27 protein-coding genes are annotated in these 25,798 nt (G+C 68.6%); 17 read left to right on the forward strand and 10 right to left on the reverse strand.

The window, feature by feature from the left end; all coding sequences use genetic code 11:
* Nucleotides 1-17: 17 nt before the first annotated feature.
* The 5 genes from ACYVIP_RS02345 (at nt 18) to ACYVIP_RS02365 (ending at nt 4,708) form a co-directional block, all read left to right on the forward strand.
* Nucleotides 18-350, forward strand: a complete 333-nt coding sequence (locus ACYVIP_RS02345; RefSeq protein WP_460391433.1) for an effector-associated constant component EACC1 — start codon at nt 18-20, stop codon at nt 348-350.
* 1 nt (nt 351) lies between these two features.
* Complete coding sequence (locus ACYVIP_RS02350) at nt 352-2,982, forward strand: caspase, EACC1-associated type (RefSeq protein WP_460391435.1); 2,631 nt, start codon at nt 352-354, stop codon at nt 2,980-2,982.
* A 248-nt stretch (nt 2,983-3,230) separates the two neighbouring features.
* On the forward strand, nt 3,231-3,494 hold the full coding sequence (locus ACYVIP_RS02355; RefSeq protein WP_460391437.1) for an HAD family hydrolase: 264 nt from the start codon (nt 3,231-3,233) through the stop codon (nt 3,492-3,494).
* A gap of 103 nt (nt 3,495-3,597) precedes the next feature.
* A complete protein-coding gene (locus ACYVIP_RS02360; protein WP_460391439.1) occupies nt 3,598-4,299 on the forward strand; it encodes an arsenate reductase/protein-tyrosine-phosphatase family protein in 702 nt (233 codons plus the stop codon).
* A gap of 4 nt (nt 4,300-4,303) precedes the next feature.
* Entirely contained in the window at nt 4,304-4,708 is a 405-nt protein-coding gene (locus ACYVIP_RS02365) for an arsenate reductase ArsC (protein WP_460391441.1), read from the forward strand.
* A gap of 3 nt (nt 4,709-4,711) precedes the next feature.
* Here the strand turns inward: ACYVIP_RS02365 and ACYVIP_RS02370 are convergent, their stop codons facing one another.
* Nucleotides 4,712-6,151 carry a trimethylamine methyltransferase family protein gene (locus tag ACYVIP_RS02370; protein ID WP_460391443.1) on the reverse strand — a complete coding sequence of 480 codons (1,440 nt, stop codon included), beginning with the start codon at nt 6,149-6,151 and terminating at the stop codon, nt 4,712-4,714.
* A 102-nt stretch (nt 6,152-6,253) separates the two neighbouring features.
* Here ACYVIP_RS02370 and ACYVIP_RS02375 point away from each other — a divergent pair, with 102 nt between their 5' ends.
* The 5 genes from ACYVIP_RS02375 to ACYVIP_RS02395 are packed head-to-tail and all read left to right on the forward strand — an operon-like array spanning nt 6,254 to nt 10,996.
* The gene (locus ACYVIP_RS02375) at nt 6,254-7,006 is read left to right on the forward strand and encodes an IclR family transcriptional regulator (RefSeq protein WP_460391445.1); all 753 of its coding nucleotides are present in this window, start codon (nt 6,254-6,256) and stop codon (nt 7,004-7,006) included.
* A gap of 13 nt (nt 7,007-7,019) precedes the next feature.
* Nucleotides 7,020-7,697, forward strand: a complete 678-nt coding sequence (locus ACYVIP_RS02380; protein WP_460391447.1) for a corrinoid protein — start codon at nt 7,020-7,022, stop codon at nt 7,695-7,697.
* Between the two features lie 17 nt (nt 7,698-7,714).
* Nucleotides 7,715-8,578: a dihydropteroate synthase gene (locus tag ACYVIP_RS02385; protein ID WP_460391449.1), complete on the forward strand. Its 864-nt coding sequence runs from the start codon at nt 7,715-7,717 to the stop codon at nt 8,576-8,578.
* On the forward strand, nt 8,575-10,410 hold the full coding sequence (locus ACYVIP_RS02390) for an ASKHA domain-containing protein (RefSeq protein ID WP_460391451.1): 1,836 nt from the start codon (nt 8,575-8,577) through the stop codon (nt 10,408-10,410). Before ACYVIP_RS02385 ends, ACYVIP_RS02390 begins: the two co-directional genes overlap by 4 nt.
* Before the next feature lie 10 nt (nt 10,411-10,420).
* Nucleotides 10,421-10,996: a DUF1638 domain-containing protein gene (locus tag ACYVIP_RS02395; RefSeq protein ID WP_460391453.1), complete on the forward strand. Its 576-nt coding sequence runs from the start codon at nt 10,421-10,423 to the stop codon at nt 10,994-10,996.
* Here the strand turns inward: ACYVIP_RS02395 and ACYVIP_RS02400 are convergent.
* The gene (locus tag ACYVIP_RS02400; protein WP_460391455.1) at nt 10,983-11,798 is read right to left on the reverse strand and encodes a methylenetetrahydrofolate reductase; all 816 of its coding nucleotides are present in this window, start codon (nt 11,796-11,798) and stop codon (nt 10,983-10,985) included. The two genes, ACYVIP_RS02395 and ACYVIP_RS02400, sit on opposite strands and share 14 nt — an antisense overlap.
* Nucleotides 11,799-11,944: 146 nt before the next feature.
* Here ACYVIP_RS02400 and ACYVIP_RS02405 point away from each other — a divergent pair, with 146 nt between their 5' ends.
* Entirely contained in the window at nt 11,945-12,745 is an 801-nt protein-coding gene (locus ACYVIP_RS02405) for an IclR family transcriptional regulator (protein ID WP_460391457.1), read from the forward strand.
* A 228-nt stretch (nt 12,746-12,973) separates the two neighbouring features.
* Here the strand turns inward: ACYVIP_RS02405 and ACYVIP_RS02410 are convergent, their stop codons facing one another.
* From ACYVIP_RS02410 to ACYVIP_RS02420, 3 genes are read right to left on the reverse strand one after another with little or no spacing between them, the layout of a single operon-like run.
* Nucleotides 12,974-13,225: a hypothetical protein gene (locus ACYVIP_RS02410; protein ID WP_460391459.1), complete on the reverse strand. Its 252-nt coding sequence runs from the start codon at nt 13,223-13,225 to the stop codon at nt 12,974-12,976.
* On the reverse strand, nt 13,201-13,839 hold the full coding sequence (locus tag ACYVIP_RS02415; RefSeq protein ID WP_460391461.1) for a hypothetical protein: 639 nt from the start codon (nt 13,837-13,839) through the stop codon (nt 13,201-13,203). Before ACYVIP_RS02415 ends, ACYVIP_RS02410 begins: the two co-directional genes overlap by 25 nt.
* An 18-nt stretch (nt 13,840-13,857) precedes the next feature.
* The gene (locus ACYVIP_RS02420; protein WP_460391463.1) at nt 13,858-14,154 is read right to left on the reverse strand and encodes a hypothetical protein; all 297 of its coding nucleotides are present in this window, start codon (nt 14,152-14,154) and stop codon (nt 13,858-13,860) included.
* 122 nt (nt 14,155-14,276) lie between these two features.
* On the opposite strand from ACYVIP_RS02420, the gene ACYVIP_RS02425 reads away from it, so the two are divergent.
* Entirely contained in the window at nt 14,277-15,602 is a 1,326-nt protein-coding gene (locus ACYVIP_RS02425) for a helix-turn-helix domain-containing protein (RefSeq protein WP_460391465.1), read from the forward strand.
* Between the two features lie 285 nt (nt 15,603-15,887).
* On the opposite strand, the gene ACYVIP_RS02430 is transcribed toward ACYVIP_RS02425, so the two are convergent.
* Complete coding sequence (locus ACYVIP_RS02430; RefSeq protein WP_460391467.1) at nt 15,888-17,150, reverse strand: GNAT family N-acetyltransferase; 1,263 nt, start codon at nt 17,148-17,150, stop codon at nt 15,888-15,890.
* Between the two features lie 1,217 nt (nt 17,151-18,367).
* Between ACYVIP_RS02430 and ACYVIP_RS02435 the strand changes: the two genes are divergently transcribed.
* On the forward strand, nt 18,368-18,784 hold the full coding sequence (locus ACYVIP_RS02435; RefSeq protein WP_460391469.1) for a hypothetical protein: 417 nt from the start codon (nt 18,368-18,370) through the stop codon (nt 18,782-18,784).
* 106 nt (nt 18,785-18,890) lie between these two features.
* Here the strand turns inward: ACYVIP_RS02435 and ACYVIP_RS02440 are convergent, their stop codons facing one another.
* The 3 genes from ACYVIP_RS02440 to ACYVIP_RS02450 all read right to left on the reverse strand — a co-directional run bounded on the left by ACYVIP_RS02440 (nt 18,891) and on the right by ACYVIP_RS02450 (nt 21,827).
* Nucleotides 18,891-19,178 (reverse strand): hypothetical protein, encoded by a 288-nt coding sequence (locus ACYVIP_RS02440; RefSeq protein WP_460391471.1) that lies wholly within the window; start codon nt 19,176-19,178, stop codon nt 18,891-18,893.
* 546 nt (nt 19,179-19,724) lie between these two features.
* A complete protein-coding gene (locus ACYVIP_RS02445) occupies nt 19,725-21,254 on the reverse strand; it encodes a DHA2 family efflux MFS transporter permease subunit (protein WP_460391473.1) in 1,530 nt (509 codons plus the stop codon).
* 12 nt (nt 21,255-21,266) lie between these two features.
* Entirely contained in the window at nt 21,267-21,827 is a 561-nt protein-coding gene (locus tag ACYVIP_RS02450) for an NADPH-dependent FMN reductase (protein ID WP_460391475.1), read from the reverse strand.
* A 63-nt stretch (nt 21,828-21,890) separates the two neighbouring features.
* Between ACYVIP_RS02450 and ACYVIP_RS02455 the strand changes: the two genes are divergently transcribed.
* The gene (locus tag ACYVIP_RS02455; protein ID WP_460391477.1) at nt 21,891-22,283 is read left to right on the forward strand and encodes a MerR family transcriptional regulator; all 393 of its coding nucleotides are present in this window, start codon (nt 21,891-21,893) and stop codon (nt 22,281-22,283) included.
* A gap of 296 nt (nt 22,284-22,579) precedes the next feature.
* Here the strand turns inward: ACYVIP_RS02455 and ACYVIP_RS02460 are convergent, their stop codons facing one another.
* Entirely contained in the window at nt 22,580-23,368 is a 789-nt protein-coding gene (locus tag ACYVIP_RS02460) for a TetR/AcrR family transcriptional regulator (protein ID WP_460391479.1), read from the reverse strand.
* Between the two features lie 111 nt (nt 23,369-23,479).
* Here ACYVIP_RS02460 and ACYVIP_RS02465 point away from each other — a divergent pair, with 111 nt between their 5' ends.
* Genes ACYVIP_RS02465 through ACYVIP_RS02475 form a run of 3 tightly spaced genes read left to right on the forward strand, consistent with a single transcriptional unit; the run spans nt 23,480 to nt 25,680 of the window.
* Nucleotides 23,480-24,253: a DUF2306 domain-containing protein gene (locus ACYVIP_RS02465; RefSeq protein ID WP_460391481.1), complete on the forward strand. Its 774-nt coding sequence runs from the start codon at nt 23,480-23,482 to the stop codon at nt 24,251-24,253.
* A 36-nt stretch (nt 24,254-24,289) separates the two neighbouring features.
* A complete protein-coding gene (locus ACYVIP_RS02470) occupies nt 24,290-24,484 on the forward strand; it encodes a ferredoxin (protein ID WP_460391483.1) in 195 nt (64 codons plus the stop codon).
* Complete coding sequence (locus tag ACYVIP_RS02475) at nt 24,481-25,680, forward strand: NAD(P)/FAD-dependent oxidoreductase (protein ID WP_460391485.1); 1,200 nt, start codon at nt 24,481-24,483, stop codon at nt 25,678-25,680. Before ACYVIP_RS02470 ends, ACYVIP_RS02475 begins: the two co-directional genes overlap by 4 nt.
* Nucleotides 25,681-25,798 lie beyond the last annotated feature (118 nt).

Here is a 25,798-nt window from a genome sequence, read left to right on the forward strand (position 1 = left end):
CGTTGAATGGAGGTTCGGTGGAGCTGACGATCAGTGCCGGGGGAGACGAACAGGCGTTGGAGCAGTTCTATCACTGGCTTCGCGAGGACGTCGATGTCGTGCGCTCCACGAAGCTCAGTACGGCCGGGTCGCCCGGTGCCGGTCACATGGGTGCGTTCGAGGTCATCTGCCTGTCTTTCAGCACATTGACGGGTCTTGGCAATCTCGGCCTCGCCCTGGCGAACTTCCAGCGAAGCAGAAAAGACAGCCCATCGTTCACGATCAACGTCGTCGGCGCGGTGTCGGCTGAGCAACTCGACCTGCTCAAGAAGCTGAACCTGCCACTGACCACCACGGAAGACGGCGCCTGAGGTGTCCGCGCCGCGGTCCGGGCTGCCCCATCCCGAAGCGTCGCGTGCGGTCCTGGTCGGAGTTTCGGAATACCGCTCGCTCGAACAGTTGCCGGCGGTGGGCAACAACCTGGCGACGCTGCGACAGGTGATCACCGACGTCGATCTGTGGGGGCTGCCGGACGAGCACTGCACGGTCCTGCTCAATCCCACCGCCTTCGAAGAGGTAATGGACGCCGTACACACCGCGGCGTCGGCGGCCTCGGACGCGTTGCTGTTCTACTTCGCCGGACACGGCCTGCTCGACGACCGGTCCGACCTGTTCCTCGCTCTGCCGGAATCGGACCAGGACCGGTTGTACCGGGCGGTGCGCTACGACGACATCCGTCGTGAGGTCGTCAGTACCGCACGCGCCTGTTACGGCAAGGTGGTGATCCTGGACTGCTGCTACAGCGGTCGCGCACTGCAGGGCGGCATGAGCGGCCCGGTCGATCTGGCCGACCACGCCCGAGTCGACGGCACCTACCTCATGACTGCTTCGGCGGAGACGAGTCTGGCGCTTGCCCCGGTCGGCGAGGACTACACCGCGTTCACCGGCGCGTTGGTCGACAAGCTGGCTCACGGCGTGCCGGACGGGCCGGACCTGCTGGACATGGAGACGCTGTTCTACCACGTACGGGCAGACCTGCAGGCCAGGCGTTTCCCCGTACCTCAGCAGCGGACCCGCAACGACGGCAAGGCGATCGCGCTGGTGCGCAACCGCAGAGGGTCCGGCCGCCGTACCGAGGAAGCCGCGGACGTGCCCACGCGGGAACTGCCCCGACCACCGGTCGGTCTGGAGCCACTGCTCCGCCGCCGCCCGGCCGACATGTACGCCGAGGTACGGGCACTGCGGGCCAACGGGCAGGAGCGGTTCGCCAAGCAGGTCCTGGCCGCATCGGCGGCGCTGCGGGCCGACCAGGAGGTCGCGGCCATCATCGAACTGCTCCGCCGACAGGGGCCTGCCGACATCCGGGTCGTGATCACGGCCGCCGCTCAGCGCCCGGCGGTGGAGGTGCTGCGGATCATCGACGCGTTGCACGAGATCGGCCTGCCGACCGAGGCCGTCGACCTGGTGCGGGCCGTCGGTACCGGTCGAGTGGCCGATGTGGCGACTCTGGCTCACCTGCTGCAGGCCGGCAGACGCGGCGACGAACTCATCGAACTGCTGGACGCCGCGCTCGACACCGCACAGGCCAGGTCATCGTTGATCGGGCTGGTCAACGCGCTGTGGGTGGCTGGACTACGCGAAGAGGTGGACGGTCTGATCGACCGGGCGGTGAGCAAACTGCCCGGGCCGGCCGTCGTGGCCCTGGCCGACGAACTCCGCGCGGTCGGTCGGCAGGAGACCGCGTTCGGGCTCTACGCCGCGTCGGCGAGGACCGTGGCTACCCGCCCACCGGTCGTCGTCGCGCAACTTTGCCAGGCGATGGCCGACGCGGGTCGGGGAGAGGACAGCGGTCGGCTCGCCGGGGCCGTGATCGAGGGCGCCGAGGACGTCGGGTTACTACTCGAGATCGTGTCCGCGTTCTGGGACACCGACCAGGGGTCGCACGCTGACCTTGGCCTGACCCGGGCGGCGGCGGTCCTGCCGGTCGCCGACGTGGTCTTCCTCGCCGCCGAACTGCGGGCCCGAGATCATGACGAGGCGGCGTACGCACTGTGCTTACGTGCCATGGTGGCTCGGCCCGCGGCTGCCATTCAGGAGATCATCACAGCGCTCCGTGAAGAAGGCCGGCCGGTCGACGCTGGGAAACTGCTTGACGAGGTCGCAGGTCGGGTACCGCCGCGGACGGTGCTGGACCTGCTCGACCTCTGTGCGGAGGCTGATCACCAACGCGTTCTCCGAAAGGTGATTCAGCGTACGGCGAACGAGGTCGCCGAAGTGCTGGACGCATTGGTGGCCGGGCGTTCGGTCGTCGCGGGTCAACTCAGGAACTTGATCGCGAGCTCGGACACCCTCCGGGGCAAGTTGTTGCCCATCAGCATCCAGTACATGAATCCGAAAACCAAGGAGAAGGTGTTCGCCGACATCGTCCACACCGGTCACGGTGGGGATATCGCCAGGTCGCTGCGACACCTGCCCGTCGACGATGCCAAACTGCTGATGTTCCTCGCGGTACGAGCGGGTAATCCAACCTTCGCGTCGATCATCGACGCGTTGGGGTCAGCACCGGACAGCAGTGGCGATCCGGCACTTCGCTTTCTGCTCGACCAGCCCGTGGATCGGCTCACGACCCTGCTGGACGGTCTGCGCGCAGCTCATTTCGAGGCGTATGCCCGGGCGGTACTCGGCAGCGTGACGGCGCCCCAGCGAGGTGTCCAGGCCATCGCGCGCGACGTCGCGTTCCTGTTCGGTGCCGGCGAATCGCACGCCGCGAAACTTGTGGTGTTCGGGTCGCTGAAGGGGCGATCCAACTCCGAGCTCAAGAACATGATCGGTGCGCTCCGGCAACACGACCAGCCCGAGTCCCTCGCGGCGGCGGCAGAATGGGCACGAGCGACCTACAGCAGCCTCGGCGCGGCCAACGTCGACGGGATTCTTCGGCAGATCGGGCTGGACGCGTACACCAGTCGCCGCGGCTTGTTCAGGCGACGTCGAAAGGACACGTGATGCCACCGTCCCTGTTGGTGCTCTGGGACATCGACCACACCCTATTCGGCCGCCACTGACCGGCCGCTCACAGAACTGGCCGGCGTCGCCGGCCAGACGGAACTCGCCGTCCTGCACGAGACGTTGCGGATCAACGGGATCTCACCGGCTGACGACTCGGTGGCGATCCACCAATTCGTGCTCACCGGCAACCTGCGCGCGGTGGCCCAGATCAAGTTGGCGGGCCTTCGACCTCGAGGCCGGCGCCTATGGCGACGACCACCACGAGCGCGCAGAGTTGGTGCCCGGTCGCCCACCGACGAGCCAACCGGCGTGGGGAAGCCCTGTTCGGCAACGACACCACCGTGCTCGTCGGCGACACCCTCAACGACGTCAAGGCCGGCTTGGTGGCCGGCGTGCGGGTCATCGGCGTGGCGACCGGCAAGGTGAGCACCGCGCAGCTACGCGACGCCGGCGCGACCTGGGCGGTCACCAACCCAACGCAAGCCGGAAACGTCCTCACCTCGATGTGAGCCCAACCGCAGTGAAGGGTCCCTTCACTGCGTCCAGCGCAGCGAAGGGACCCTTCGCTGCACCGGGTGTCCGGGCGGGGGGTTGACGCGGGCGGGTTGGTCAATGAGTATTGAGTCAATGGGCGTTGAGTGGAGTGCCGAGGTGGTGGCGCGGGCGCGGCTGCACGCGGCGCTCGGCGAGCCGGCGCGGTTGGCGATCGTGGACCGCCTGCTGCTCGGCGACGCCAGCCCCAGCGAGCTCGGCCGCGCGCTCGGTCTGGCCAGCAACCTGTTGGCCCACCACGTGAAGCTCCTCGAACAGGTCGGCATCGTCGAACGCTCCCGCTCGACGGGCGACCACCGCCGCACCTACCTACGCCTGCGCCCGACCGCACTCGCCAGCCCACCCACCGGCATGCTGCGCACCCCACGAGTGGTGTTCGTCTGCACCCAGAACTCCGCGCGCTCCCCACTCGCCTGCGCCATCTGGCGACGCCGCAGCACGGTGCCGGCCGCCTCCGCCGGCACCGAGCCGGCCACGCGCGTGCACCCGCTGGCCGTGGCCACCGCCCGCGCCCACGGTCTGCCCCTCGCCAGAGCCCGCACCGCGCACCTCGACGACGTGCTGCGCCCCAAGGACCTCGTGGTCGCGGTGTGCGACAACGCCCACGAACGGCTCGTCGAACCAGGCACCCGGCTGCACTGGTCGGTACCCGACCCGGCCGCCGCCGGCACCCCGGCCGCGTTCGACCTCACCTACCGCGACCTCACCGACCGGATCGACCGGCTGACGACCGCGGTCCGGTTCTCGGGAAGAAAGGCATGAAAGCATGACCACACCGACCGTGTTGTTCCTGTGCGTGCACAATGCCGGCCGATCCCAGATGGCGCTGGGGTTCTTCCGCCACCTCGCCGGCGACCGGGCACGGGCGTGGTCGGGCGGCTCCGCGCCGAAACCGGAGCTCAACCCGGCCGCGGTCGCCGTGATGGCCGAACGTGGCATCGACATCTCCGCCGAGCGCCCGACACCGTGGACCGACGACATCGTGCGCGCCGCCGACGTGGTGATCACCATGGGCTGTGGCGACACCTGCCCGGTGTTTCCCGGCAAGCGCTACCTGGACTGGACCGTCGACGACCCGGCCGGCAGAACCGTCGAGGACACCCGCCCGATCCGCGACGAGATCGAGCGCCGCGTCCTTGGCCTGCTCACCGAACTCGGTGTCGCGCACTGACCCTCAGTCCCCGAGCTCGTGGCGGCGGCGCGCGACGTAGTCGGCGAGCTCGGCCTCGATCGCGTCGTCCAGCGGTGGCTGCTCGTACTCCGCGAGTTTGCGCTTGGCGACCTCCCCGGCCCGGGTCGCGGCGTCCTTCGCGCCGCCGCGCAGCCACCGGTCGTAGTTGTCCGAACTGGACAGGAACGGGCGGTAGAAACAGTCCCGGAATCGTTCCAGAGTGTGTGCCGCGCCAAGGAAATGGCCACCGTGGCCGACCTCGGCGTGCGCGTCGAACGCCAGCGACTCCTCGCTGATCTCCAGCGGCCGGAACTCGCTCTGCAGCATCTCCAACACCTGCACGTCGATCACGAACTTCTCGTAGGAGGCCACCAGTCCGCCGTCCAGCCAGCCGGCGGTGTGCATGACCCAGTTGATCCCGGCGAGGAACGTCGGCAGCATCGTCATCAGGCCCTCGTAGCCCGCCTGCGCGTCCGGCACCTGGCTGGAGGTCAGCCCACCACCCGACCGCACCGGCAGGCCGAACCGCCGGGCGATCTGCCCGGTGCACAGCAGCCCGATCGCGGACTCCGGGGTGCCGAAGCACGGCGAACCCGACTGCATGTCGATATTGGACAGGAACGATCCGAAGATCACCGGCGCGCCCGGTCGGATCAGTTGGGACAGCGCGATTCCGGTCAGCGCCTCGGCGATCTGCTGGGCCAGGGCCGCCGGGATGGACACCGGTGACATGGCGCCCATCAACAGGAACGGGGTGAGCACCACCGGCTGGTTGGCCGAGCTGTACGCGAACTGCGCCTCCAGCATCCGGTCGTCCCAGCGCAGCGGCGAGTTGCAGTTGATCAGGGAGATGGTCGCCGGCGTGCGCTCGATCTCCTCCCGGCCGCCGAACAGGATCTCGGTCATCCGGATGGTGTCCTCGGCGTTGACCCCGGACACCACGTTGCCCATGTAGATCTTGTCGGTGAGCGTCTGCAGCGCGTACGTCATGTACAGGTGCCGGGAGTCCAGCGGCGCGTCGTTCGGCTCGCAGATCACCCCGCCGGCCGAGTCGAGCACCGGGAAACTCTGTGCCAGTCGGGCGAAATCGCGAAAATCGGCCATCGTCGCGTCCCGGCGGACCTCGCCGTCGCGGACGAACGGCGGACCGTACACGCCGCCGAACGCCATGGCGTCCCCACCGATGTGGACGGTGTGCGCCGGGTTGCGGGCCCGCACGTCGAACTCCGCCGGCGCCCTGCCGACCTGCTCGAGCAGGAATTCCGGATCGAACCGGACATTGTTGCCGTCGACCTTCTGCCCGGCCTGCCGGAACAGTTCCAGTGCGCGGTCGGAAAGAAACTCGACCCCGATCTCGGAGACCAGCCTTCGCCAGCCTGCCTCCAGGGTCGCCAACGCGTCGCCCGAGAGGATCTCGTAGTGGGGCAACGAATTCCGGAACATCGCGGGCCTCCAGAACCTTGACTGTGCGCCGAGCAGAATCCTACGCTTAACCTATGGAACACAGGTTCCATAATATGGAACTTCGCCAGAAGTGGATCTCTTATGGCGGTCACGACTCAGGTCGGTAGTCAGGCGGTGGATCGGGCGGCGGCTTTGTTGGCGTTGGTCGTCGAGTCCAGCGATCCGCGCAGTTTCACCTCGCTGGTCGACGACCTCGGCCTGGCCAAGTCGACGACCTCCCGGCTGTTACAGGCCTTGGAGCGCAACCGGTTGGTGCGCCGCGACCGCGACGGCTCGTTCCGGCCGGGCCCGCTGTTCGCGGTCTACGCCGCCCGCCACGACACCACCGGCGACCTGGTGGAGCTGGCCCGCCCGACCATGGACCGGCTCAGCGAGCTCACCGGCGAGACGGTCAACCTGGCCGTGCCCCGCGCTGGCGAACTGGTCCAAGTGGCCCAAGTGGACTCCAGCTTCCTGCTCGGCGCCACCAACTGGCTCGGCGTCTCCGTTCCCCCGCACTGCACCGCGCTCGGCAAGGTCTTCTACGCCAACCGGGTGATGGCGTTGCAGAAGGGCGAGCTGCGGTGGCCGACCGACCGGTCGATGACCCGCGCGCGGCTCGAGCGTGAGCTGGCCGAGGTCGTCCGCCGCGGCTGGGCGCTTGCCTGGGACGAACTCGAGGAGGGCCTGGCCGCGATCGCCGCCCCGGTGCACGCCTCCGACGGCTCGGTGGTGGCGGCGATCTCGGTGTCCGGGTCGACGACCCGGATCACCAAGACCGAGGTGCCGGGCATCGGCGCCACGCTCGTCGAACAGTCCCGAGTGGTCTCCCAGCTGCTCGGTCACAAGCCATGAGAGGACGTGCCAGGTGAGTGATCCTTCGACGCCACAGGAGATTCTTCGAGCTCTCTACGACGAGACCCTGGTCGGCAACGCGCCGCGAGTCCTGGAGCTGACCAGGATCGGGCTGGACTCCGGGATGACCCCCGAGTCGTTGCTGTTCGACGCGCTGATCCCGTCACTGGAGGAGGTCGGCGCCCGGTTCGAGCGCGGCGACTTCTTCGTGCCGGAGATGCTGATCGCCGGCCGCGCGATGAGCGGCGCGCTGGACGTGCTGCGCCCGCTGCTGGCCGAGACCGGCGCGGAGTCGGTTGGCACGTTCCTGATGGGCACGGTCAAGGGCGACGTGCACGACATCGGCAAGAACCTGGTCAACATCATGTTGGAGGGCGCGGGTTTCCACGTGATCGACCTCGGGGTGCAGGTCGCGCCGGAGAAGTTCGTCGCCGCGATCCAGGAGTACCGGCCGGATGTCGTTGGCTTCTCCGCGTTTCTGACCACGACCATGCCGATGTTCAAGGCCAACATCAACGCGCTGCAGAAGGCCGGGCTGCGCGACCAGGTGATCGTGATGGTCGGTGGCGCCCCGGTCACCCAGGAGTACGCCGACGCCGTCGGGGCCGACGGCTACGCCGCGGACGCGTCCGCGGCGGTGAAGCGAGCCAAGGAGCTCATCCAGCGCCGTAGATCCGCCATGCCCGTCTGAGGAGCCTGAGGAGCGCCATGCAGACCATTCTGTCCTCCGCGACCAGGAAGGTCGTGATCGGACCGGACGAGCCGTTCTGCGTGATCGGCGAACGGATCAACCCGACCGGCCGGTCGAAGTTCTCCGAGCAACTCCGTGCGGGCGACCTGTCCCGCATCGAGGTCGACGTGCGCCAGCAGGTCGACGGCGGGGCGACGATGCTCGACGTCAACATGGGGGTGCCGCTCACCGACGAGGCCGAGCTGCTCGCCGGCGCGATCAGGCTCGTGCAGAGCCTTACCGACCTGCCGTTGGTGATCGACTCCTCGGTGGTCGAGGCCCTCGACGCGGCATTGTCGGTGTACCAGGGCAAAGCGCTGGTCAACTCGGTCACCGGCGAGCAGGACCGGCTCGACGCCATCCTGCCGCTGGTGCAGCGGCACGGCGCGGCGGTGATCGCGTTGCCCAACGAGGAGGACGAGATCCCCGACGACCCGCGCAAGCGGTTGGAGATCACCAGGAAGATCATTGACGTGGCCACCGGGCGCTACGACATTCCGTTGGCCGACATCGTGATCGACCCGCTGGCCATGCCGGTCGGCGCGGACACCACGTTGGTGCGCAAGACCCTCGAGACGATCTGGCTGATCCGTGAGGAGTTCGGCGTCAACATGGTGGTCGGCGCGTCGAACGTCTCGTTCGGCATGCCTGGCCGGGCCGCGCTCGGCTCGACCTTCCTGCCGATGGCCATGCACTGCGGGCTGACCGCGGCGATCATGGACGCCAGGACACCGGCACTGGTCGAGTCGGTGCGGGCGGCGGATCTGTTGCTGGGCAACGATGCCTGGGGCGGTCGGTGGATCGCGGCCTATCGGGCACAGCAGTCCGCGGCCGCGCCGTGACCGAGCGGGTCCGGATCGCGTTCTCGCCGAGCGGGCGGGAGATCCGCGTCCCGCCGGGCGTCGCGGTGTTCGACGCGGCCAGCTGGAACGGGATCGCCATCGACTCGACCTGCGGCGGGCACGGCACGTGCAGGAAGTGCCGGATCCAGGTCACCGCCGGCGACATCCCGGTGTCCACAATGGATGAGCGGGCGTTCACCGGTGCTGAGCTGGCCGCCGGGTGGCGGCTGGCCTGCCTGGCCAGGGCGGCGGCGGACGTCGCGGTCGACGTGCCGCCGCTGGCCACCCGGCCCAAGGCGGCGACCGTCGGCGTCGGGCGGCAGGTCATCCTGCGGCCCGCGGTGCAGAAACGCTTCGTCGAGCTGACCGAGCCGACGCTCGCCGACCAGCGCAGCGACCTGGAACGCCTGCTCGCCGCGCTGGACGACCTCGAGCTGACCGTCGACCTGCACGCCCTGCGCACGCTGCCCAAGGCGTTACGGGACAACGACTTCATGGTCACCGCGGTGGTCGTGGACAACCGGCTGGTCGACGTGGAGCCGGGGGACACCAGCGAGCACCGGTACGGGCTCGCGTTCGACCTCGGCACCACCACGGTCGTGGCCACGCTGCTCGACCTGGCCACCGGCACGCCGGCCGCGGTGCGGTCGATGCTGAACAAGCAGCAGCCATTCGGCGCGGACGTGATCACCCGGATCAGCGCCACCATGCTGGACCCGGCGGCATTGGCCAAACTCACCGAGCTGGCCAAGGAAACCCTCGCGCAGCTGACCGAGGAGGTGTGCGCGGAGGCGGTCGTCGACCCGGCGCTGGTCTACGAGGTCGCGTTGGCGGGCAACGCGACCATGACCCAGCTGGTGCTCGGCATCGACCCGGAGCCGTTGGGGGTGGCGCCGTTCGTGATGGCCACCCGGTCGCTGCCCGAGGTGCTCGCGCGCGATCTGGGCGTCGCGGTGCACCCGCGCGCCCCGGCCTACGTGCACCCCGCGCTCGGCGCCTATGTCGGCGGGGACATCATCGCCGGCATGCTGGCCGCCGGCATGGACCGGGACCGGCGGCTGCGGCTGTTCGTCGATGTCGGCACCAACTGCGAGATCGTGCTCGGCGACGGCCATCGCCTGCTGGCCACCGCCGCACCCGCCGGCCCGGCCTTCGAGGGCGCGGCGATCCGGTGCGGGATGCGGGCCACCGACGGCGCGATCGAGGTCGTCAAGATCACCCCGGATGACGTGCGGTTGCAGGTGATCGGCGACGTCGAGCCGACCGGGCTGTGCGGGTCGGGGTTGGTGGACGCGGTGGCGGCGTTGGTCGAGGTCGGCCTGCTGGACTCCTCCGGCAGGCTCGCCGACGCGGACGTGGCCGCGCGGCGATTGCCTGGCCTGGCCGACCGGGTGTGCCAGGTCGGCGCGGAGCGGGTGTTCGTGCTGCACTGGCAGGGAAATCCCGGCGACCTGACCGGCGCGGTGTATCTGTCCCAACGGGACGTACGCGAGCTGCAGTTCGCCAAGGCCGCGATCGCCACCGGCTGGCGACTGCTGGTGGCGGAGCTGGGCGTCGAGGTCGGCGACATCCAGCAGGTGCTGCTCGCCGGGTCGTTCGGTAGCTACCTGTCGCCGGCGAGCGCGGTGCGGATTGGCCTGGTGCCGGACATTTCCGTGCTGCGCATCGTCAGCGCGGGCAACGTCGCCGGTGAGGGCGCGAAGATGACCCTGCTGTCCATGCGCGAACGCGCCGAGGTGCGCACGTTGCTGGAGGAGGTGCGCTACGTCGAACTCTCCGACCGCCAGGACTTCAACGACCGGTTCATCGAGCAGCTCGCCTTCCCCGACTGACCGGGCCGCCGTGGTCGCCTGCGGCGCGATCGCCTGGCACGTCACGGAGATCGCCGCGCGCCGGGGCTGGCCGCTGCACGTGCGGCCGCTGCCACCGTTGCTGCACAACCATCCTGACCGCATCGCCGCCGCGGTCGAGGCCGAGGTGCTGGCGCTGCGCGCCCGGTATCCGACGGTCGGGGTGGCGTTCGCCGACTGCGGTACTTATGGCGCGCTGGACGAGGTCTGCGGTCGCCTGGGCGTGCCGCGCCTTGGCGGGGCGCACTGTTACGACGTGTTCGCCGGTGTCGAGCGGATGCGCGCGCTGTTCGCGGCCGAGCCGGGAACCTATGTACTGACCGACTTCCTCGTGTTGTCGTTTCGCCGCTCGGTGGTGGTGGAGCTGGGCCTTGACCGGTTCCCGGAGCTGCGGGAGGACTACTTCCGTCACTACCGCCGCGTGGTCTGGCTGGCGCAGCGCCCGACCGAGCCGTTGCGCGCCATGGCGGGGGAGGCGGCGGCGGTGCTCGGTCTGCCGCTGGCGGTGGTGCCGGTCGGCGATCTGGGGCTGGAGCTGGAACTTCGCGGTCTGCTCACCGTGCGCTGAGCAGGTTTCCGCGCCACTGCTCGGTTTCCGCGACCTGGTTGAAGGTGTAGACGTGCAGGCCGGCGATGGTGGTGTCCGGTGGGGTCCTGGTGAGCAGCCGTTCCGGTGAGTACGCGCCGGGCGTGGCCATGCGCAGGAACCAGGAACCGTGCCGCAGCAGGAACCTGGTCGACTCGCCGACGCCGATCTTGGTGGCCATGGACAGCAGCTTCGCGCGTTCGACCGGCCCGGCGAGGCCGAGCAGGATCGGCAGCGTGACACCGCGCCGGCGGACCCGGTCGACCCACGCGTTGAGCACCTTGGGGGCGAAACACAGGTTGCTCACGATGTAGGTGGCGTGCGCGCGTTTGTCCCACATGGCCTGAACGACGATGTCGTCGTTGATTCGCGGATGGCTTTCCGGGTAACCGGTGATGCCGACATTCGCGAACGGCCGGCCGAGCGCGGCGAGATCGCGCAACAGAGCCAGTGCGCCGTCGTATTTGCCAGCGGGCGAAGCCGAATCACCGGCCGGGACGAAGATGTCCTCGATCCCGGCGCAGACCAGCCGGTCCACCAGCTCCTTGAGATGGATCTCGTCGCGGACCAGCCGGGCGGAGACGTGCGGCACGGCGCGGTAGCCGTGCGCGGCCAGCTGCTCGGCCAGCGCGAAAGTCGGTTCGAGCCCCTTGGCCGGGGACGCGGTGACCGTGATCGTCACCTCGTGGGGGACGATGGCGAGGATCCGGTCCTCGACGGACTTCGTGGGGATGACCTCGTAGCGAGGTTGCCGCAGCAGGGCTGCCAGCTCATCGTTGCGCATGACACAACTCGATTCGTTATACGCAATTCAGCCAAGAGAAGTGTAACTACGCCGCCACGCCGCAAACAAGACGTTGACAAGCGGATATGTGGTGCACCGGGCCGCCGCTGCCCGGCTCGGCCGACGCGGATGAGTACGATTGCGTGATGCGGAACGAACGGGAGAGGCGGACAGGCAAGACGGCGCCGACAGTTCAGGTCCAGTCGGTGGACCGGGCGCTGGAGATCCTGGACATCCTGGCGAGACGCGGGGTCGCCGGCGTGACCGAACTGGCCGCCGAACTCGAGGTCCACAAGTCCACCGCGTTCCGGCTGGTTGGCGCGTTGGAGAGCCGCCAACTCGTGGAGCAGGTCGCCGAACGCGGCAAGTACCGCCTCGGCTTCGGCATCGTCCGCCTGGCCGGCGCGACCACCGCCGCACTCGACCTGCCGAGGGAAAGCCAACCCGTATGCCGAAAACTGGCCACCGAACTGGACGCGACCCTCAACGTCGCGATCCTGGATTCCGGACAGGCGACCAACATCGCCCAGGAATACGGCGATTCCGCCGTGGCGGCCAGAAACTGGATCGGCCAACGCACCCCGCTGCACGCGACGTCCAGCGGAAAGGTGTTGCTCGCGTGGGCGGGCGAGGACGACCTGGCCGCGGGCCTGGATGTCCTCGAGCGGTTCACCCCGAGCACGATCACGAGCCGGTCCCGGTTGATCGCCGAGCTGGAGCTGGTCCGGGAGCGCGGTTGGGCGTGTACCAACGAGGAGCTGGAGATCGGCCTGAACGCGGTCGCGGCACCGGTTCGTGGCGGTGACGGCGAGGTGGTCGCCGCGGTCAGCGTGTCCGGTCCGGTGTACCGGTTGGCCGCCGGGTCGTTTCCCGCGGTGGCGGAGAAGGTCTGCGCCGGCGCGTACGAGATCAGCTCCCGAGTCGGCTACTACGGCACCGACGAGTAAGCACCTGGAGGAACTGCTCACTATCACCGGCGAGAGTCTGATCAGGGTCCACAGACATTGACGGCGACGAGCCACTCGTATTCGATCGCCAGCCAGGCGCGGACCCCGAGAACATCAGTGTCTCGGCCAGCACCTGGCGATTTCGGCCGAGAAGGTTCCGATGCGATACGACATGCCGGTATACAGGGTGTATTCCCTGTCGGTCGAGTGGCGGCCAGCGGGCCGCGGTCACGTGGTTTCGTTCGTATCATGATCAACGAGTCGCGTGTACGGGATGCCGTCTCCGTACTTGGCTAGGACTTTGCAGATGACTCGGATGCGACCGGGGCGCATGGGGTCGATGCCGTTGACCACGTTTCGCATCGTGCCCTCCGCGAAGGTGTCTTCGCCGATGGCGCTGCATTCCTCGGCGAGGCGGCGGATGGACCAGTTGTGGTGTTCGAGCCAGTCGCGAATCAGGGTGCGGTTGAGTTTGGGCACAGGTCGTCCGGGTTGATGATGGTGCAGTCGTGGAGTTCGCGGATGAGGTTGGTGGCGCAGGCCCAGCGGATGGCGGGGTTGTCGTAGCGGACGAGGTCCTCGTCGATCGGGATGGGGCCGTAAGGGCTTTGGCGGTGGAGGATCGCGCGGACGCCGATGATCGGATGTTGGCGGACACGGATGAGGGCGGTGCCCGCCCGTAGGGCTGGGCACAGGCGGGTGGCGACGCCGACGCAGGGGATGCAGACCGGTGGTTCGGTGACGGCCATGTTCTCCGGCCAGGCGGGCCAGTCGGTGCGATGGTCCTTGAGGAGCCACAGCACGCCCGCCTCGGTCCTGTTCGCGGGTTGGCCACAGACCTGACAGAGGAGCCGGCGCATGGCTCGGCGCTGGCGTAGCGGGTGCACGGTGCCGAACTCCGGCCGACCCTGCCGTGGACGTGACACTGAGCGGCGCCAGAGGACGCCTTTGTCGTCCCGATCAGCGATGATCTCGTCGGTGTAGGCGAGGCCGCGGCCCGGATGCTCGACCAGGCGGCTGGCGGGCAGCTGCTCTGCCGACCAACTGGTGATGTACGGCGCGATGGTGCGGTTGTTGGTGGTCACTGTGGACATCGGGCTCTTCGGACGCGGTCAGCGGGCGGCGAGGAGCGGGGCGTCGCCGTCGCGGTCTCGGCGGTTGGCGCGGGTGTGGATGTCGGTGGCGAGGGTGGCCAGGTGGGTTGCCAGGGTGCGTTCGTCCTCGGGGCTCATGGGGGTCATGCGGCCGGAGTCGGCGTCGAGGAAGCGCAGGACGTAGTGGCCGAGCAGGTTGTTGATTACGGTCACTTCGTGCATGAGGGCGCCGTCCTGGTGAGCGGTCTCGTGGATTCGGCGCTTCTCGTTGGAGCGGGTGCAGGTGATGGGGTTGGCGGCGGCGAAGCTGGGCATTGTTCGTCGTTCCTTACCGTTCTCGGGGTCGTTGATGATCAGTTAACTGGGGAACAACGGATGTGCGGAACCACGTGTGCGTGCTTGCCACACTGGTCATCACCTGCGGTTACCCTGGAGGTATGGCGAGGGAACCAGCGGAGATCGCTGATCTTCGGCGTGCGTTGGGGGAACGACTTGCCGCTTTCCGGAAAGCGGCTGGGGTGACTCAGGGACAACTCGCCGCTCTCGCCTTTGTCGACCGCACGACCGTGTCGCACATCGAGAAGGGGCGGACTCGGGCTGACGACGCGTTCTGGCGGTTGGCCGACGAGGTCAGCCGAGCCGGCGGTGGGCTGGTAGCCGGCTTCCGGGAGTTGGACGCGGCCAGGCGGGAGTACGAGGCGGACGTCCGATCGCGTGAACTGGCCGTCGCGCGGGCGAAGGCGGACGAGTTCCAGAAGGCGCCACTCGGTCGGTCTGCTGTTGACGACGAGTTGGCCGCGGTCGAGCTGGCTCGTCGGGTCGCGGCCAGTGATGTCGGTGAGGAGACGTTGACGAGCCTCGAACTGGCTTTCGACGAACTCGCGATGGCTTACCCGGTGACGCCGCCGGCCGAGTTGCTGGTCCGGCTGCGCCGGCATCTGACCTACGTCGGGACGCTGTTGGACAGTCGGATGACGCTCGACGAGCGGAAGCGGCTCGTCGTGATCGGTGGGTGGTTGTCGCTGCTGGCCGCCACGGTGCACGTCGACCTGAACCAGTCGGTCGCGGCGACGGCCCGGCTGCGGACCGCGGCGAGTCTCGCCAAGCACGCGGGACACGACGAGATCCGGGCGTGGTGCTTGGAGACCGAGGCGTGGCGGGTGCTGACCGATGGCGACTATCCGCGGGCGCTGGAACTGTCACGCGCCGCCCAGGGACTTGCCCCGGTCGGTAGTTCTGTCGCCATCCAGGCCACCGCTCAGGAAGGTCGTGCCCTGGCGCGGCTGCACCAACCCCGGGAAACCTACGACGCGATCGAGCGCGTCAACAGGCTGGTCTCACCCCGCAAACGACCGGACCGGGCCGAGCACCACTACCGGTACGACCCGGACAAGTCGGTGGCCTATGTCGCCACCACGCTGGCGTGGGTCGGCGACCCGGCCGCGGAGACCTACGCCCGCGAGATCATCGCCCGGCTCCAGCCCGTTGACGGCACGTGGCCTCGTCGGGTGGCGGCCGCCAAGCTCGACCTCGCGCTCGCCCTCCTGGTCACCGACCGGCTCGACGAAGCCTGTGACTCCGCGCAGCAGGCGATCCTGTCCGGGCGGGTGGTGCCGTCCAACCACTGGCGGGCCGCCGAGGTCGTGTCCGCGGTCGAGGCGCGCCGGCTGCCGGAGGCGCGTGATCTCCGGGAGGCCTTCGAGGCGCTTCGCCGGGGCGAGGCCGAGTTGGGATCGCTCGGGAGCTGTCCGAACAACGCCTAACTCAGCGGGGACGGCGATTGCCGCCGCGGCCGAACAGTCGGCCCAGCGCCCGGAAGGGCAACGTGATCACGCTGACAATGGTGTCGAGGACGGCACTGAGCGCACTGCCACCTCGACGGACTGGTTTAGCCATCGAATTACCTTTCTCGTGGGGACCGGACACCACGGTCATACCCGTTGTCACGCCTGGTAAACGGATTGACCAAAAGCGGTGACGATATTCGTGGGCGGCACCTGGCATCGGAAATGCCGGGTGCCGCCCACCATCAGCGAACAGTTGGCTGCCTAGACACCGAAGGCCGGCGGGTACTGGATGAGGCCGGTCGGTGTTGGTCGTGCCGCGTCGAGCGCCAGTGCCAGGAAATTCTCAGCTGGCGCGTCGAACGGGGCGTGAATGCCGAACCCGGAGGCCGGAGTGAACCCGAACCGTGGGTAGTAGTCGGCGTGCCCCAGGACCACGACGAGGTTCTCGCCGAGGCGGCGAGCGGCGTCGAGTCCCGTGCGAATGGCGGCCGATCCCACGCCCGTGCTCTGGTGGTCGGGCAGGACGGCGCACGGTCCGAGCGCGAGCGCCGGTTCGCCGCCGACCTGGCATCGGGTGAGCAGGGCGTATCCGACGACCTCGCCGTCCTCGTTCTCGGTCACGATCGAGAGGCCCTCGATCCAGGCCTGGGGGTCGACGCGCAGCGCGTCGACCAGGTCAGCCTCCTCGGCGGTCGGGAAGGCCGCGGCGTTGACCGCGTGAATGGCCGCGATGTCGTCCGGAGTCTCCGCGTGTGTGGTCCACCTGGTCCTTTCCGTTGGGCGCAGGACGTAGCCCGCGTAGTCGTAGTCGGCGCCGTGCTGGCGGCGGAGGTCGACCTCGGCGAGCAGTTCGGCGGCCGCGCCGTCGGCTCCCGGCTGGGTCATGTCGAAACCGCGCAGGCGTTCCAGGAGCGGGTGGTAGTACTCGTCCCACCAGTCCGACTCCGGGAGTGGGTGGTGCGCCTCGACGGTGTAGCCGGCCGCCGTGGCGAGCTCGCGGTTCGCAGCGGAATCCCGTAGTGGGTAGCGCTCCGCCCAGAACTCGACGGTGGCCCGCGATGGCGTTGGGCCGGTGAGCTCGATCTCGGTCACCACCAGCGCCCCGCCCGGTGCGAGCAGCCTGCGCCAGCCGGCGAGCGCGGCGTGGAACCCGATGTTGTACACCGCGCCCTCGCACCAGATCAGGTCGAACGAGGAGTCCGCGAACGGAAGCGTGTCCATCGAGCACCTGATGACCGAGACCTGGTCGCCAACGCCGCGACGATCAGCGGCGTCGAGGAGCTGGTCGAGGTAGGGCTGGTGCAGGTCGAGCCCGATGACCTGGCCGCCGGTCGCGCCGGCCAGCACGAGCGATGACCTGCCCGGCCCACAGCCAAGATCCAGGATGCGGGGCCGTGGCGGCAGGGCACCGGCCAGCGCGAGCAACCTGCTGGTGGTCTCGTCGGAGCCCGGGCTCTGGCGCGGGAGGTTGTGGTGCAGATTCAGTAGTGCGATGTGGTCGGGCATGATGATGTCGGATGACAATTGTCGAGCCTTTGCTGGTTGCGGACTCGGTCGAACCGAGTCGCTCAACAGCGGGAAGCTCGGCTAGACAGGAGTCCGGACGGTGAGGATGGTCCGGGCGCCACTGCGGAACGCAGCGGCCTGCGGGGCGGACATCAACTCACGACCTTCAACAACTCGACGGTGCGGACACTTTGTCCGACCACGCCAAGGTAGCACCTCGTGGTCAGCTCAAGCCTGACAGCCGGCTCCAGGAAAACAGTGCTCGGTCAGCCGCCCGGATGGCTGCGGCTCCTGGCCGACGACCGGCTCCGGCCCCGCCCTGTCCGGGGTGCGCGCCGACCCCGGCCGGCCGTGGGCCTCGAGGAGCTGGCCGCCGCTGCGGCGATGTCCCGGACCTCCTTCGCCCAGCGGTTCCGGACCGCGGCCGCGGCATGCCGCCCCTGGTCTACCTCGGCCGCTGGCGGATGCTCCTAGCCCAACAAGCACTGCGCGACGACGACACCGGCCCGCTCCCTGGCCTCCTGGCTCGGCTACGCCTCCGAGAGCGCCTTCAGCACGGCGTTCAAACGCGTCGTCGGCGAGGCGCCCGCGCACTACCGCCAACGCATCCGCAACGAGGCCCAGTAAGCCTTCTGGTCGGCTCCGGATCGCGGATTTGGGATCAGACCTCTACCTGAACAACCGAAGATATCAATGACCATCGGTGCCATCTAAGCCCTGGTTCGCAGGTTCGAGTCTCAGCGCGGTCGAGGTCGGGATCCCTGACGAGATGATCCATTTCGACAACCTTCGTCGATCGCAGGGCTCCTCGCAAACGATGGCCACCCGGACTAGATCAACAATCTTGGGTTGCGTTCTATCCGGTCCGGAGACCGCCGATGCCGCGGGAGAACTGGCCATCTCTGCAGGTCCGCCCAGGAGAGAGCGGGCACGCAATACCAGACGGACTGGACTCACCCCAGCAGGAAATGCCACTCGATTGGGTGAAATCGGCGAAGGGCCCGTTGCTCTGGTGGTGCCGTAGTTCGTCGACCGTTCATCGCAAGATCCGCCCCAGTTGTCGATGTGGGATATCTGCATCAGATTCACGTATGAGAGGCGTGCGATGCTTGTATCCATCGGGAGAAATGTTGGCAATTTTGGAGTAAGGGTCGCCTCCTGGTCCTGCAGGGAGACGCTCTACTCATGGCCCCGTTCGCGACGTCCGAAGACGCATCAGAACCAGGAGTGCACCCATGAGCATGGAGATGATCAGCGAGTGCCCGGTCAGGCAACTGGACGACTCGAGGCATTGGTACCCCGTGGACATCGCCATCGGTCGTCGACGTCGGGAGGTCGTACTGCACGGCTGGCACGATCGGCCGGTCGATAAGTGGGAGCAAGGGGTCGCGCTGCCGGCCCATGAAGACGTAGAGCCCCGCATTTGGTGGCGCGGTGTGGACTTCGGGGAGATCATGGTGGTAATGGTGGCTGTCGGCGTCTGTATCGCCTATGGAACGTTCGCAACGTTCGTCACCGTCGTGCTCGGTTATCTCGTCGCGCAGTGCGGCTGGCACGCGTTGATTCGGCGAGTTCGGCAGAGTTGGCGGAGTTGGCGAACGCCTGGCCGGCATCGCGTGGACGGAAGGCCACGGAGGTTCTGCCCCGCTTGACAGGCCATGACGCTCCCCGGTGGCGCTTCCCGCGCGTTATCCACCCTCGTCAGAGCCTGGGTTACATCTGCCCTTTATCTATATGAACGGAACGGATATGAATGACTTAGATGAGCCTGATGCGTTCAAGGGCGCCATCTCGCCTGATCAGAAGATCGTCACCGTCCACCTGGGTGGTCTCGTATACCAGGTCGCCGTACCCGACCAGACGACGCAACGCCTCGGTAACCGTGACGCCCTCCCGCTCGACAAGTCGGTCCAGCGCCGCTTGAGTCGCCGGCGTGACGTTGACGCTGATGCGACCCAGCTTTGGCTTCGCGCTCGCGTCAGGGGACTCCCTGTGGTCCGGTGTGTCGTTCTTGGTGGTGGCCGGGTGATCGACCGATGTGTCCATGCGATCAACTCCTCTCTCCCATAATCACGCTGTCCAGTGGTGACAATCTGTATGTGTAGATGTGACACAGGGTCTGAACGGTTCTGTCCCTTCAGTGTCGCATGCACTGCGTGATTATGCATGTGATGAACGTCAACCATGACCAGAAAGTGTGTATGTCTGGGTGCTGGTATGTGGTGACACCAGTGCCTTGACTCCGGCGTCCAGACCCGACCTGATCCAGCGGCGAAGGGGCGCACGTCGCTGGCCGGTCGTTCTTCGACTGACCCAAGTCCAACATCCCGAGAGGGACACAACATTGTGTCGAGAATGAACAAGGCTGACTCGAACAAGCCCCAGAGGCAGCCCTCGAAGCGTCCGGGCCGCGCAGCTACCAACGGCCGTCGAACGACCGCGCGGACGGTGCATGAGGACGTCGAGTTAACCGACACCCCGCTCTACATCGGAGAACCTGACCGAAAACTGCAGCATCGGACCGTACTGTGGGTCGGGCTCACCCTCACCGCGGGCCTGGCGTCTGTCTGCGTCGTTGCCATCGCGATGGGCTCAGTGCCGACCGCGTTGGTCACTGCGGTCTTCATGCTGGCCACCGCGTTGACGTGTGTTGTCCTGAACATCTTCCCGAGATTGAACACCAAGCGACGTCCTCGACGGTCGCCGCCAGCGGACCACGCGTAGGCCCCAGGCGGCGGCGAGCAGTGCGGCGAGCATGAGCGTGGCGGGGGTGAGGTAGCTCAGGCCGACCGCGGGGGCGAGTCGGTCGGCGAGGTCGGCTCGTCGGTCCGGGTCGAGGGTGACCATGGCGGCCAGTCCGCTGAGGCCGGTGGGGGTCAGCAGGGTGATGGTGGAGGCGACCAGCGCGGTCCCCAGCGCGGTGCCGAGCTGCTGGATCAGGAACAGCAGCGGCGCGGCCGCGGTGAGGTCGGCACCGTCCAGACCACGGGAGGCGGTGACCATGGTCGGCATCAGGGTCGCGCCGGAGCCGATGCCGACGAGCACGCTCACCGCGCCGATGACCGGATACGGCATATCCACACTGAGCGCCACCCCGAGCGCGACGGCCCCGGTGAACGCCGTCGCGGTGCCGACCAGGATCACTCGACGGGGATTGACCCGGTCGACCAGGCGGGTCGCGATCTGGACGGTGAGGCCGACCGCCAGGCCGGTCGGCACCGCCAGCAGCCCGGCGACCGACACCGGATCGCCGCGGACCCCCTGGACGAACGCCGGGAGGATCGTGGAGGCACCGAAGTAGCCCGCGGTGAAACAGCCGAGGATCACCGCGGGCACGGCGATACCGCGCCGCCTCAGCAACCCGATCCCGATGAGCGGGTGCGCGACCCGCAGACAACGGCGGACGAACAGCGCGAGCAACCCGACCCCGCCGAGCACGGCGACACCTGTGGTCACCGTCGGCCGGCCGGCGTCGCCGATGCTGACGCAGGCCAGCACCAGGCCGACACATCCCGGCGTGACCAGGACGAGCCCGAGCCAGTCCATCGGTCGTGCGGCGCCGTGGTGCGACGGTGGGAGAAACCGGCGACACAGGACCAGCGCGAGCACACCCAACGGCAGGTTGATCCAGAACAGCCACCGCCACGAGCCCGCGTCGACGAGCAACCCGATCAGCGGCGGACCGAGCACCGGACCGATGAGCAGCGGCAGGCCGAGCAGGCTCATGACCGCGCCGCGCCGGTCGTGGGGCACCGAACGCAGGGCGATGACGGTGCCGATCGGGTTGAGCACCCCGCCGCCGACGCCCTGGAGCACCCGTAGCGCGATCAGCGTCTCGATCGTCGGCGACGCGCCGGCGGCGAACCCGGCGAGGGTGAACACCACCAGTCCGGTCACGTAGACCCGGCGGTCGCCGAACCGGCCGGGCAGCCAGCTGGTGAGCGGAATGACCGTGATCACGCCGAGGACGTAGGCAGTGGTGGTCCACGCGCCCCGGGGGAGGGTCGTGTCCAGGTCGGTGACGATGGCGGGCAGCGCGACGATGGTCGCGATGGTGTCGACGATGACGAGCAGTCCGCCGAAGGCCAGCACCAGGCCGGTTCGGCGCGCGGTGGCGTCCATCGGAATCCCTGGTCAGCCGGTGAACGGCTGGTTGGCGCGGGCATCGGTGAGCAGCCGGGCCCACCACCGCAGTTCGGCCAGCGCCCCGGCCAGGCCGGTGGCGACGCTGTCGTCCGGCCGGTAGCGGCCGGTCTCGTCCATGGCCGTCCACGGGGCGCCAAGGCCGAGGACGCGGCGGGTGGTGACCATGTTGAGCTCGGCCAGCACCCCCCGCAGGTGCTCGATCGCCGCGTGCCCGCCGTGCACGCCGTAGGCGACGATGGTGGCCGGCTTGAACATCCACTCGCCGTAGTGCCAGTCGATGAGGCGTTTGAGGGAGGCCGGATAGGAGTGGTTGTACTCCGGGGTCACGAACACGAACGACTCGGCCGCGGCGATCCGGTGGGCCACTTCGGACTTCTCGCCGTATCCGCCGGGTTCGAGGCGGCTGTCGTCGGGGAGGGTGATCTTGGCGAGGTCGAGCTGGTCGATCTCGACGTCCGGCTGGTCGAGGGACGCGGTCACCCAGTCGGTGACGATCGGGTTCATCCGGCTCGAGCGCACGCTCGCCGAGATGATCATTGTTCTGGTCATGCCGACAACGGTGCGGGTTGAACATATGTTGAAGTCAAGCTCGGTCGCGCCTACGGTCGAGTCATGACCATCACCACCGAACCGACCAGCCCCGCGATGCTCACGGTGAGTGATGTCGCGGCCGGCAGCAAGGTCGCCCCGTCGGCCGTGCGGTTCTACGAGAAGCACGGCATCGTCGATGCCGTGCGCACCGGCGGGAACCAGCGGCGGTTCGACGGCTCGGCCGTGTGCCGCATCCAGATCGCCCGGCTCGCCCAGCAGGTGGGGCTGACGGTTCGGGAGATCGCGGACCTATTCGCCGCGCTGCCGAGCGACCCCGCGCCCGAGGACTGGGGAGTGATCGCCGACCGACTCGTCACCGAGGCCGAACGGCGGGTCGACGACCTGCGGGCACACCTGTCCTCGCTGTCCTCCGGCGCGCGCCTCTGTGAGCTCGGCGCGGCCATCGACAGCTGAGCCGAACTCGCCCGGCGCGCCGGTGCGTGCGGAGAAGTGCTCCGGTAGCGCTGCGCCGGCATGATTGCGGACGCTGATCAGAGCTGGAGCGGAGGCTCTACGCGAGCAGGCGCTCGAGGCGGGCGATGTCAAGCTGGCCGCCACGCGAGCCGAAGACCAGGACGAACGTCGCGCTCTGCGTGACCGCGGTCGGGAGAGCACAGGGCGAGGTTCGCTGAACAAGTGCGGTTCCTCTCCGGGCGCAGGTTGTTCCCAGGACTCTCCTCAGCTTTCATTCGTGTGACGCCGGATGACCGTCAGTCGGTGCGGCGGGTCGCTACCCAGCCTTCGATGCCGTCCAGGAAGCGGTCAACGCCGAAGCTGAGTTCGAACGGCAGCGCGTCCCCGCCGGCCTCTGGCTCCGCGCGGCCCTCGGTGTTCTCGGTGGCGAAGACGGCGGTCAGCGCCGGGTAGTCCTTTTCGTCGAGGAACTCGGCCACCACGTGCGCCAGGTCGGCGTCGCTGTCGGGGATGCCGTCGCCGTCCTTGTGCGCGCTGGTCATGTTCATGCTGATCTGCGCGGTGCCCCGGACGACCGCGGTCAGGTGCAGGGCGGCCACCCTGGCCTCCCCGCCGGCCAGCCCGGCCGCCAGCAGCGGCCGCAGCAGGCGCTCCAGCCAGGCGAGCTGGGTCGGCCCGAGGTGCGCGTTGTCCAGCGGGACCCGCAGCATCCATGGCCGCTGCTGAAAGCCGGCCCACAGCGCGCCGACCCAGCGCCGGACCGCCTGCCGGAAGTCCTCGGCGTCGTCGAGGTCCGGGGGCGCGTCCGCGCCGATGTCGGCGACCACCTCCAGCAGGAGCTCCTTGCTCGGGATGTGGTTGTAGAGCGACATCGTCGAGTAGCCGAGCTCGGCGGCGATCCGCTGCATGGACAGCGCCTCGAGCCCGTCGGCGTCGGCGATCTGCACCGCCGCCTGCGCGATCCGCTCCACGCTGAGCTTGGGTCGCGGCCCGCGCTGGCCCTTGGGCCGCCCCGCCCACAACAGCGTGAGGCTGCGCGGCAGCTCCGAGCCCTGGTCGCCGCCCTTGTCGCCTCGTGTCGTCATCCGCCATCCCGTCTGTGTCGTCAGCACGTCTATCCTAAAACTATGTATGACGTACGTTTCTATGTATAGTCTACATAGTTTCTGTCCGGACCTCACCACGAACGGATCGTCATGACCTCACCCCCGAACGCGCCGACCATGGCCCCACCTCGCCGTGGGCCGTCCTGGTGGCGCCGCCCATGGATCGCGCCGCTGATGCTGGCGGCCGCGGCATTCATGGCGTTCTCCGTGCCGCCCTACCTGACCTTCGACCCGAGCATGTCCCGGCTGGAACCGCCGACCGGCGACGACCTCTACTACCCCTTGCTGGTCGCGCACGTCCTGCTCGGCGCGGTCGCCATGACGACCGGCTGCTTCCAGATCTGGCCCGCGTTCCGCGCACGGCACCGGCGCGGGCACCGGCTCACCGGCCGGCTCTACGTCTACGCGGTGTTGCCCGCCGCCACGGTCGGGTTCTACATCGGCTGGAACACCGCGGCCGGCCCCTCCGTGCGGGTGGCCAACCTCGTCGGCTGCGCGTTGTGGCTCGTCTTCACGATCGCCGCGTGGCGGATGGCCCGCCAGCGGCGCTACGACGAGCACCGCAGGTGGATGTCGCGCAGCTTCGCCCTCGCCATGTCGATCGCGCTCAGCCGGGTGATCAACATCCCGGCCATGATCGTGCTCACGCCACAGGTGGACTCCGCCTTCGACGGAAACAAGGAACTGATGGCTAACACCGCGACGAGCATCGGCGTCTGGCTCAGCCCGCTGCTGCTGCTGGTGCTCACCGACTACCTGCTGGAACGCCGCCGCAAGCCCGCTGCCCGCAGGCCCGTCCCGCCGCCCCAGCAGGCACCGCCGCCGCCCGGCATGCACACCGGTGTCCGCGCGGGAACGCTCTGACCTGTCAGTGAACGACATCAACCGAAGGAGACAACGATGAAGGTGTTCGTCGACCAGGAAAGGTGCGTCGGGTCAGGGCAGTGTGTGCTCGCCGCCGCCGACGTGTTCGACCAGCGGGCCGAGGACGGGGTCGTGACGCTGCACCACGACAGCCCGCACCCCGACCGGCTGGGCGACGTGGAGTACGCGGCGGCGAGCTGCCCCTCGCTGGCGATCTCGTTCCAGGCGTGACCGCCGTGCTCGGCCACGTCGTGGTCGTCGGCGCGTCAGCCGCCGGACTGTCCACAGCGGAAGCATTGCGTGCCAAGGGATACGACGGGAAGCTGACGCTGGTCGGCAAGGAGTGGCACCCGCCGTACGACCGGCCGCCACTGTCCAAACAGGTCCTTTCCGGGACGTGGGAGCCAGACCGGGTCCTGCTGCGCGACGAGCGGGCGATCGGCCGGCTCGACGTCGATCTCCGGCTGGGACACACCGCGGCCGGGCTGGACCCGGCCGCGCGCGAGCTGCTGGTCGACGACGACCGGCTTTCGTTCGACGCCCTGGTGATCGCCACCGGTGTCCGTGCGCGCCGCCTGCCGGGCGATGACCTTGCTGGCGTGCACACCGTGCGGACCATGGACGACGCCGTGTCCCTTCGGGCGGCCCTGCTCGGCCGCCCGAAGGTGGTCGTCGTCGGCGCCGGGTTCCTCGGCTCCGAGATCGCGGCGGTCGCCAAGGGGATGGGTCTGGACGTCACGCTGGTCGGCGCCCAGTCCGCGCCGCTGCGGCGCCCGTTCGGCGCCCGGATCGGGGAACTGGTCGGCCGGACGCATCGTGACCACGGTGTCCGGCTGCGGATGAACACGGGTGTTTCGGGGTTCGTGTCGGTCAACGGCAGCGTGACGGGGGTCGAACTGGCCGACGGCACGGTGCTGGACGCCGACGTGGTCGTGGTCGCGGTCGGCGCGGTCCCGGCGACCGCGTGGCTCGCGGATTCTGGTTTGTCCACAGGGGATGGCGTCGAATGTGACGCGATGTGCCGTGCCGCGCCGGGGATCTACGCCGCGGGTGACGTGGCGTCCTGGCACAACCCGTTGTTCGGCAGGCGGATGCGCGTTGAGCACCGGCTCAACGCCACCGAGCAGGGGATGGCGGTGGCGGCGAACCTGCTCGGGGCGGACCGGCCGTTCGCCCCGGTGCCGTACTTCTGGAGCGATCAGTACGACCTGCGCCTCGGCGCCTACGGGATCTTTCCCGAGCACGCGTCGATGACCGTGGTGCACGGCGAGGTGGCCGACGGCCGGTTCGCCGCCGCCTACGTCGAGCACGACACCGTGGTCGGGGTGCTCGGCTGGAACTGCCCGCGTGAGCTGCGCGCGCTTCGCCAACTGGTGGTCGACCGCGCGCCGTTGCCTCACCGCGAGGAGTTGACCGTCCCGGCTTGACGCCGGGCGAATGGGACCAGGGATCCCACAGGAAACGTTGGCCGCCTCTCCAGACCGGGGAGGCGGCCAACGCTTTTGTGTTGGGGTTACCTCGATACGTCACCCGCTTCTCCGGACC

It is taken from the genome of Actinophytocola sediminis (genome assembly GCF_054779715.1).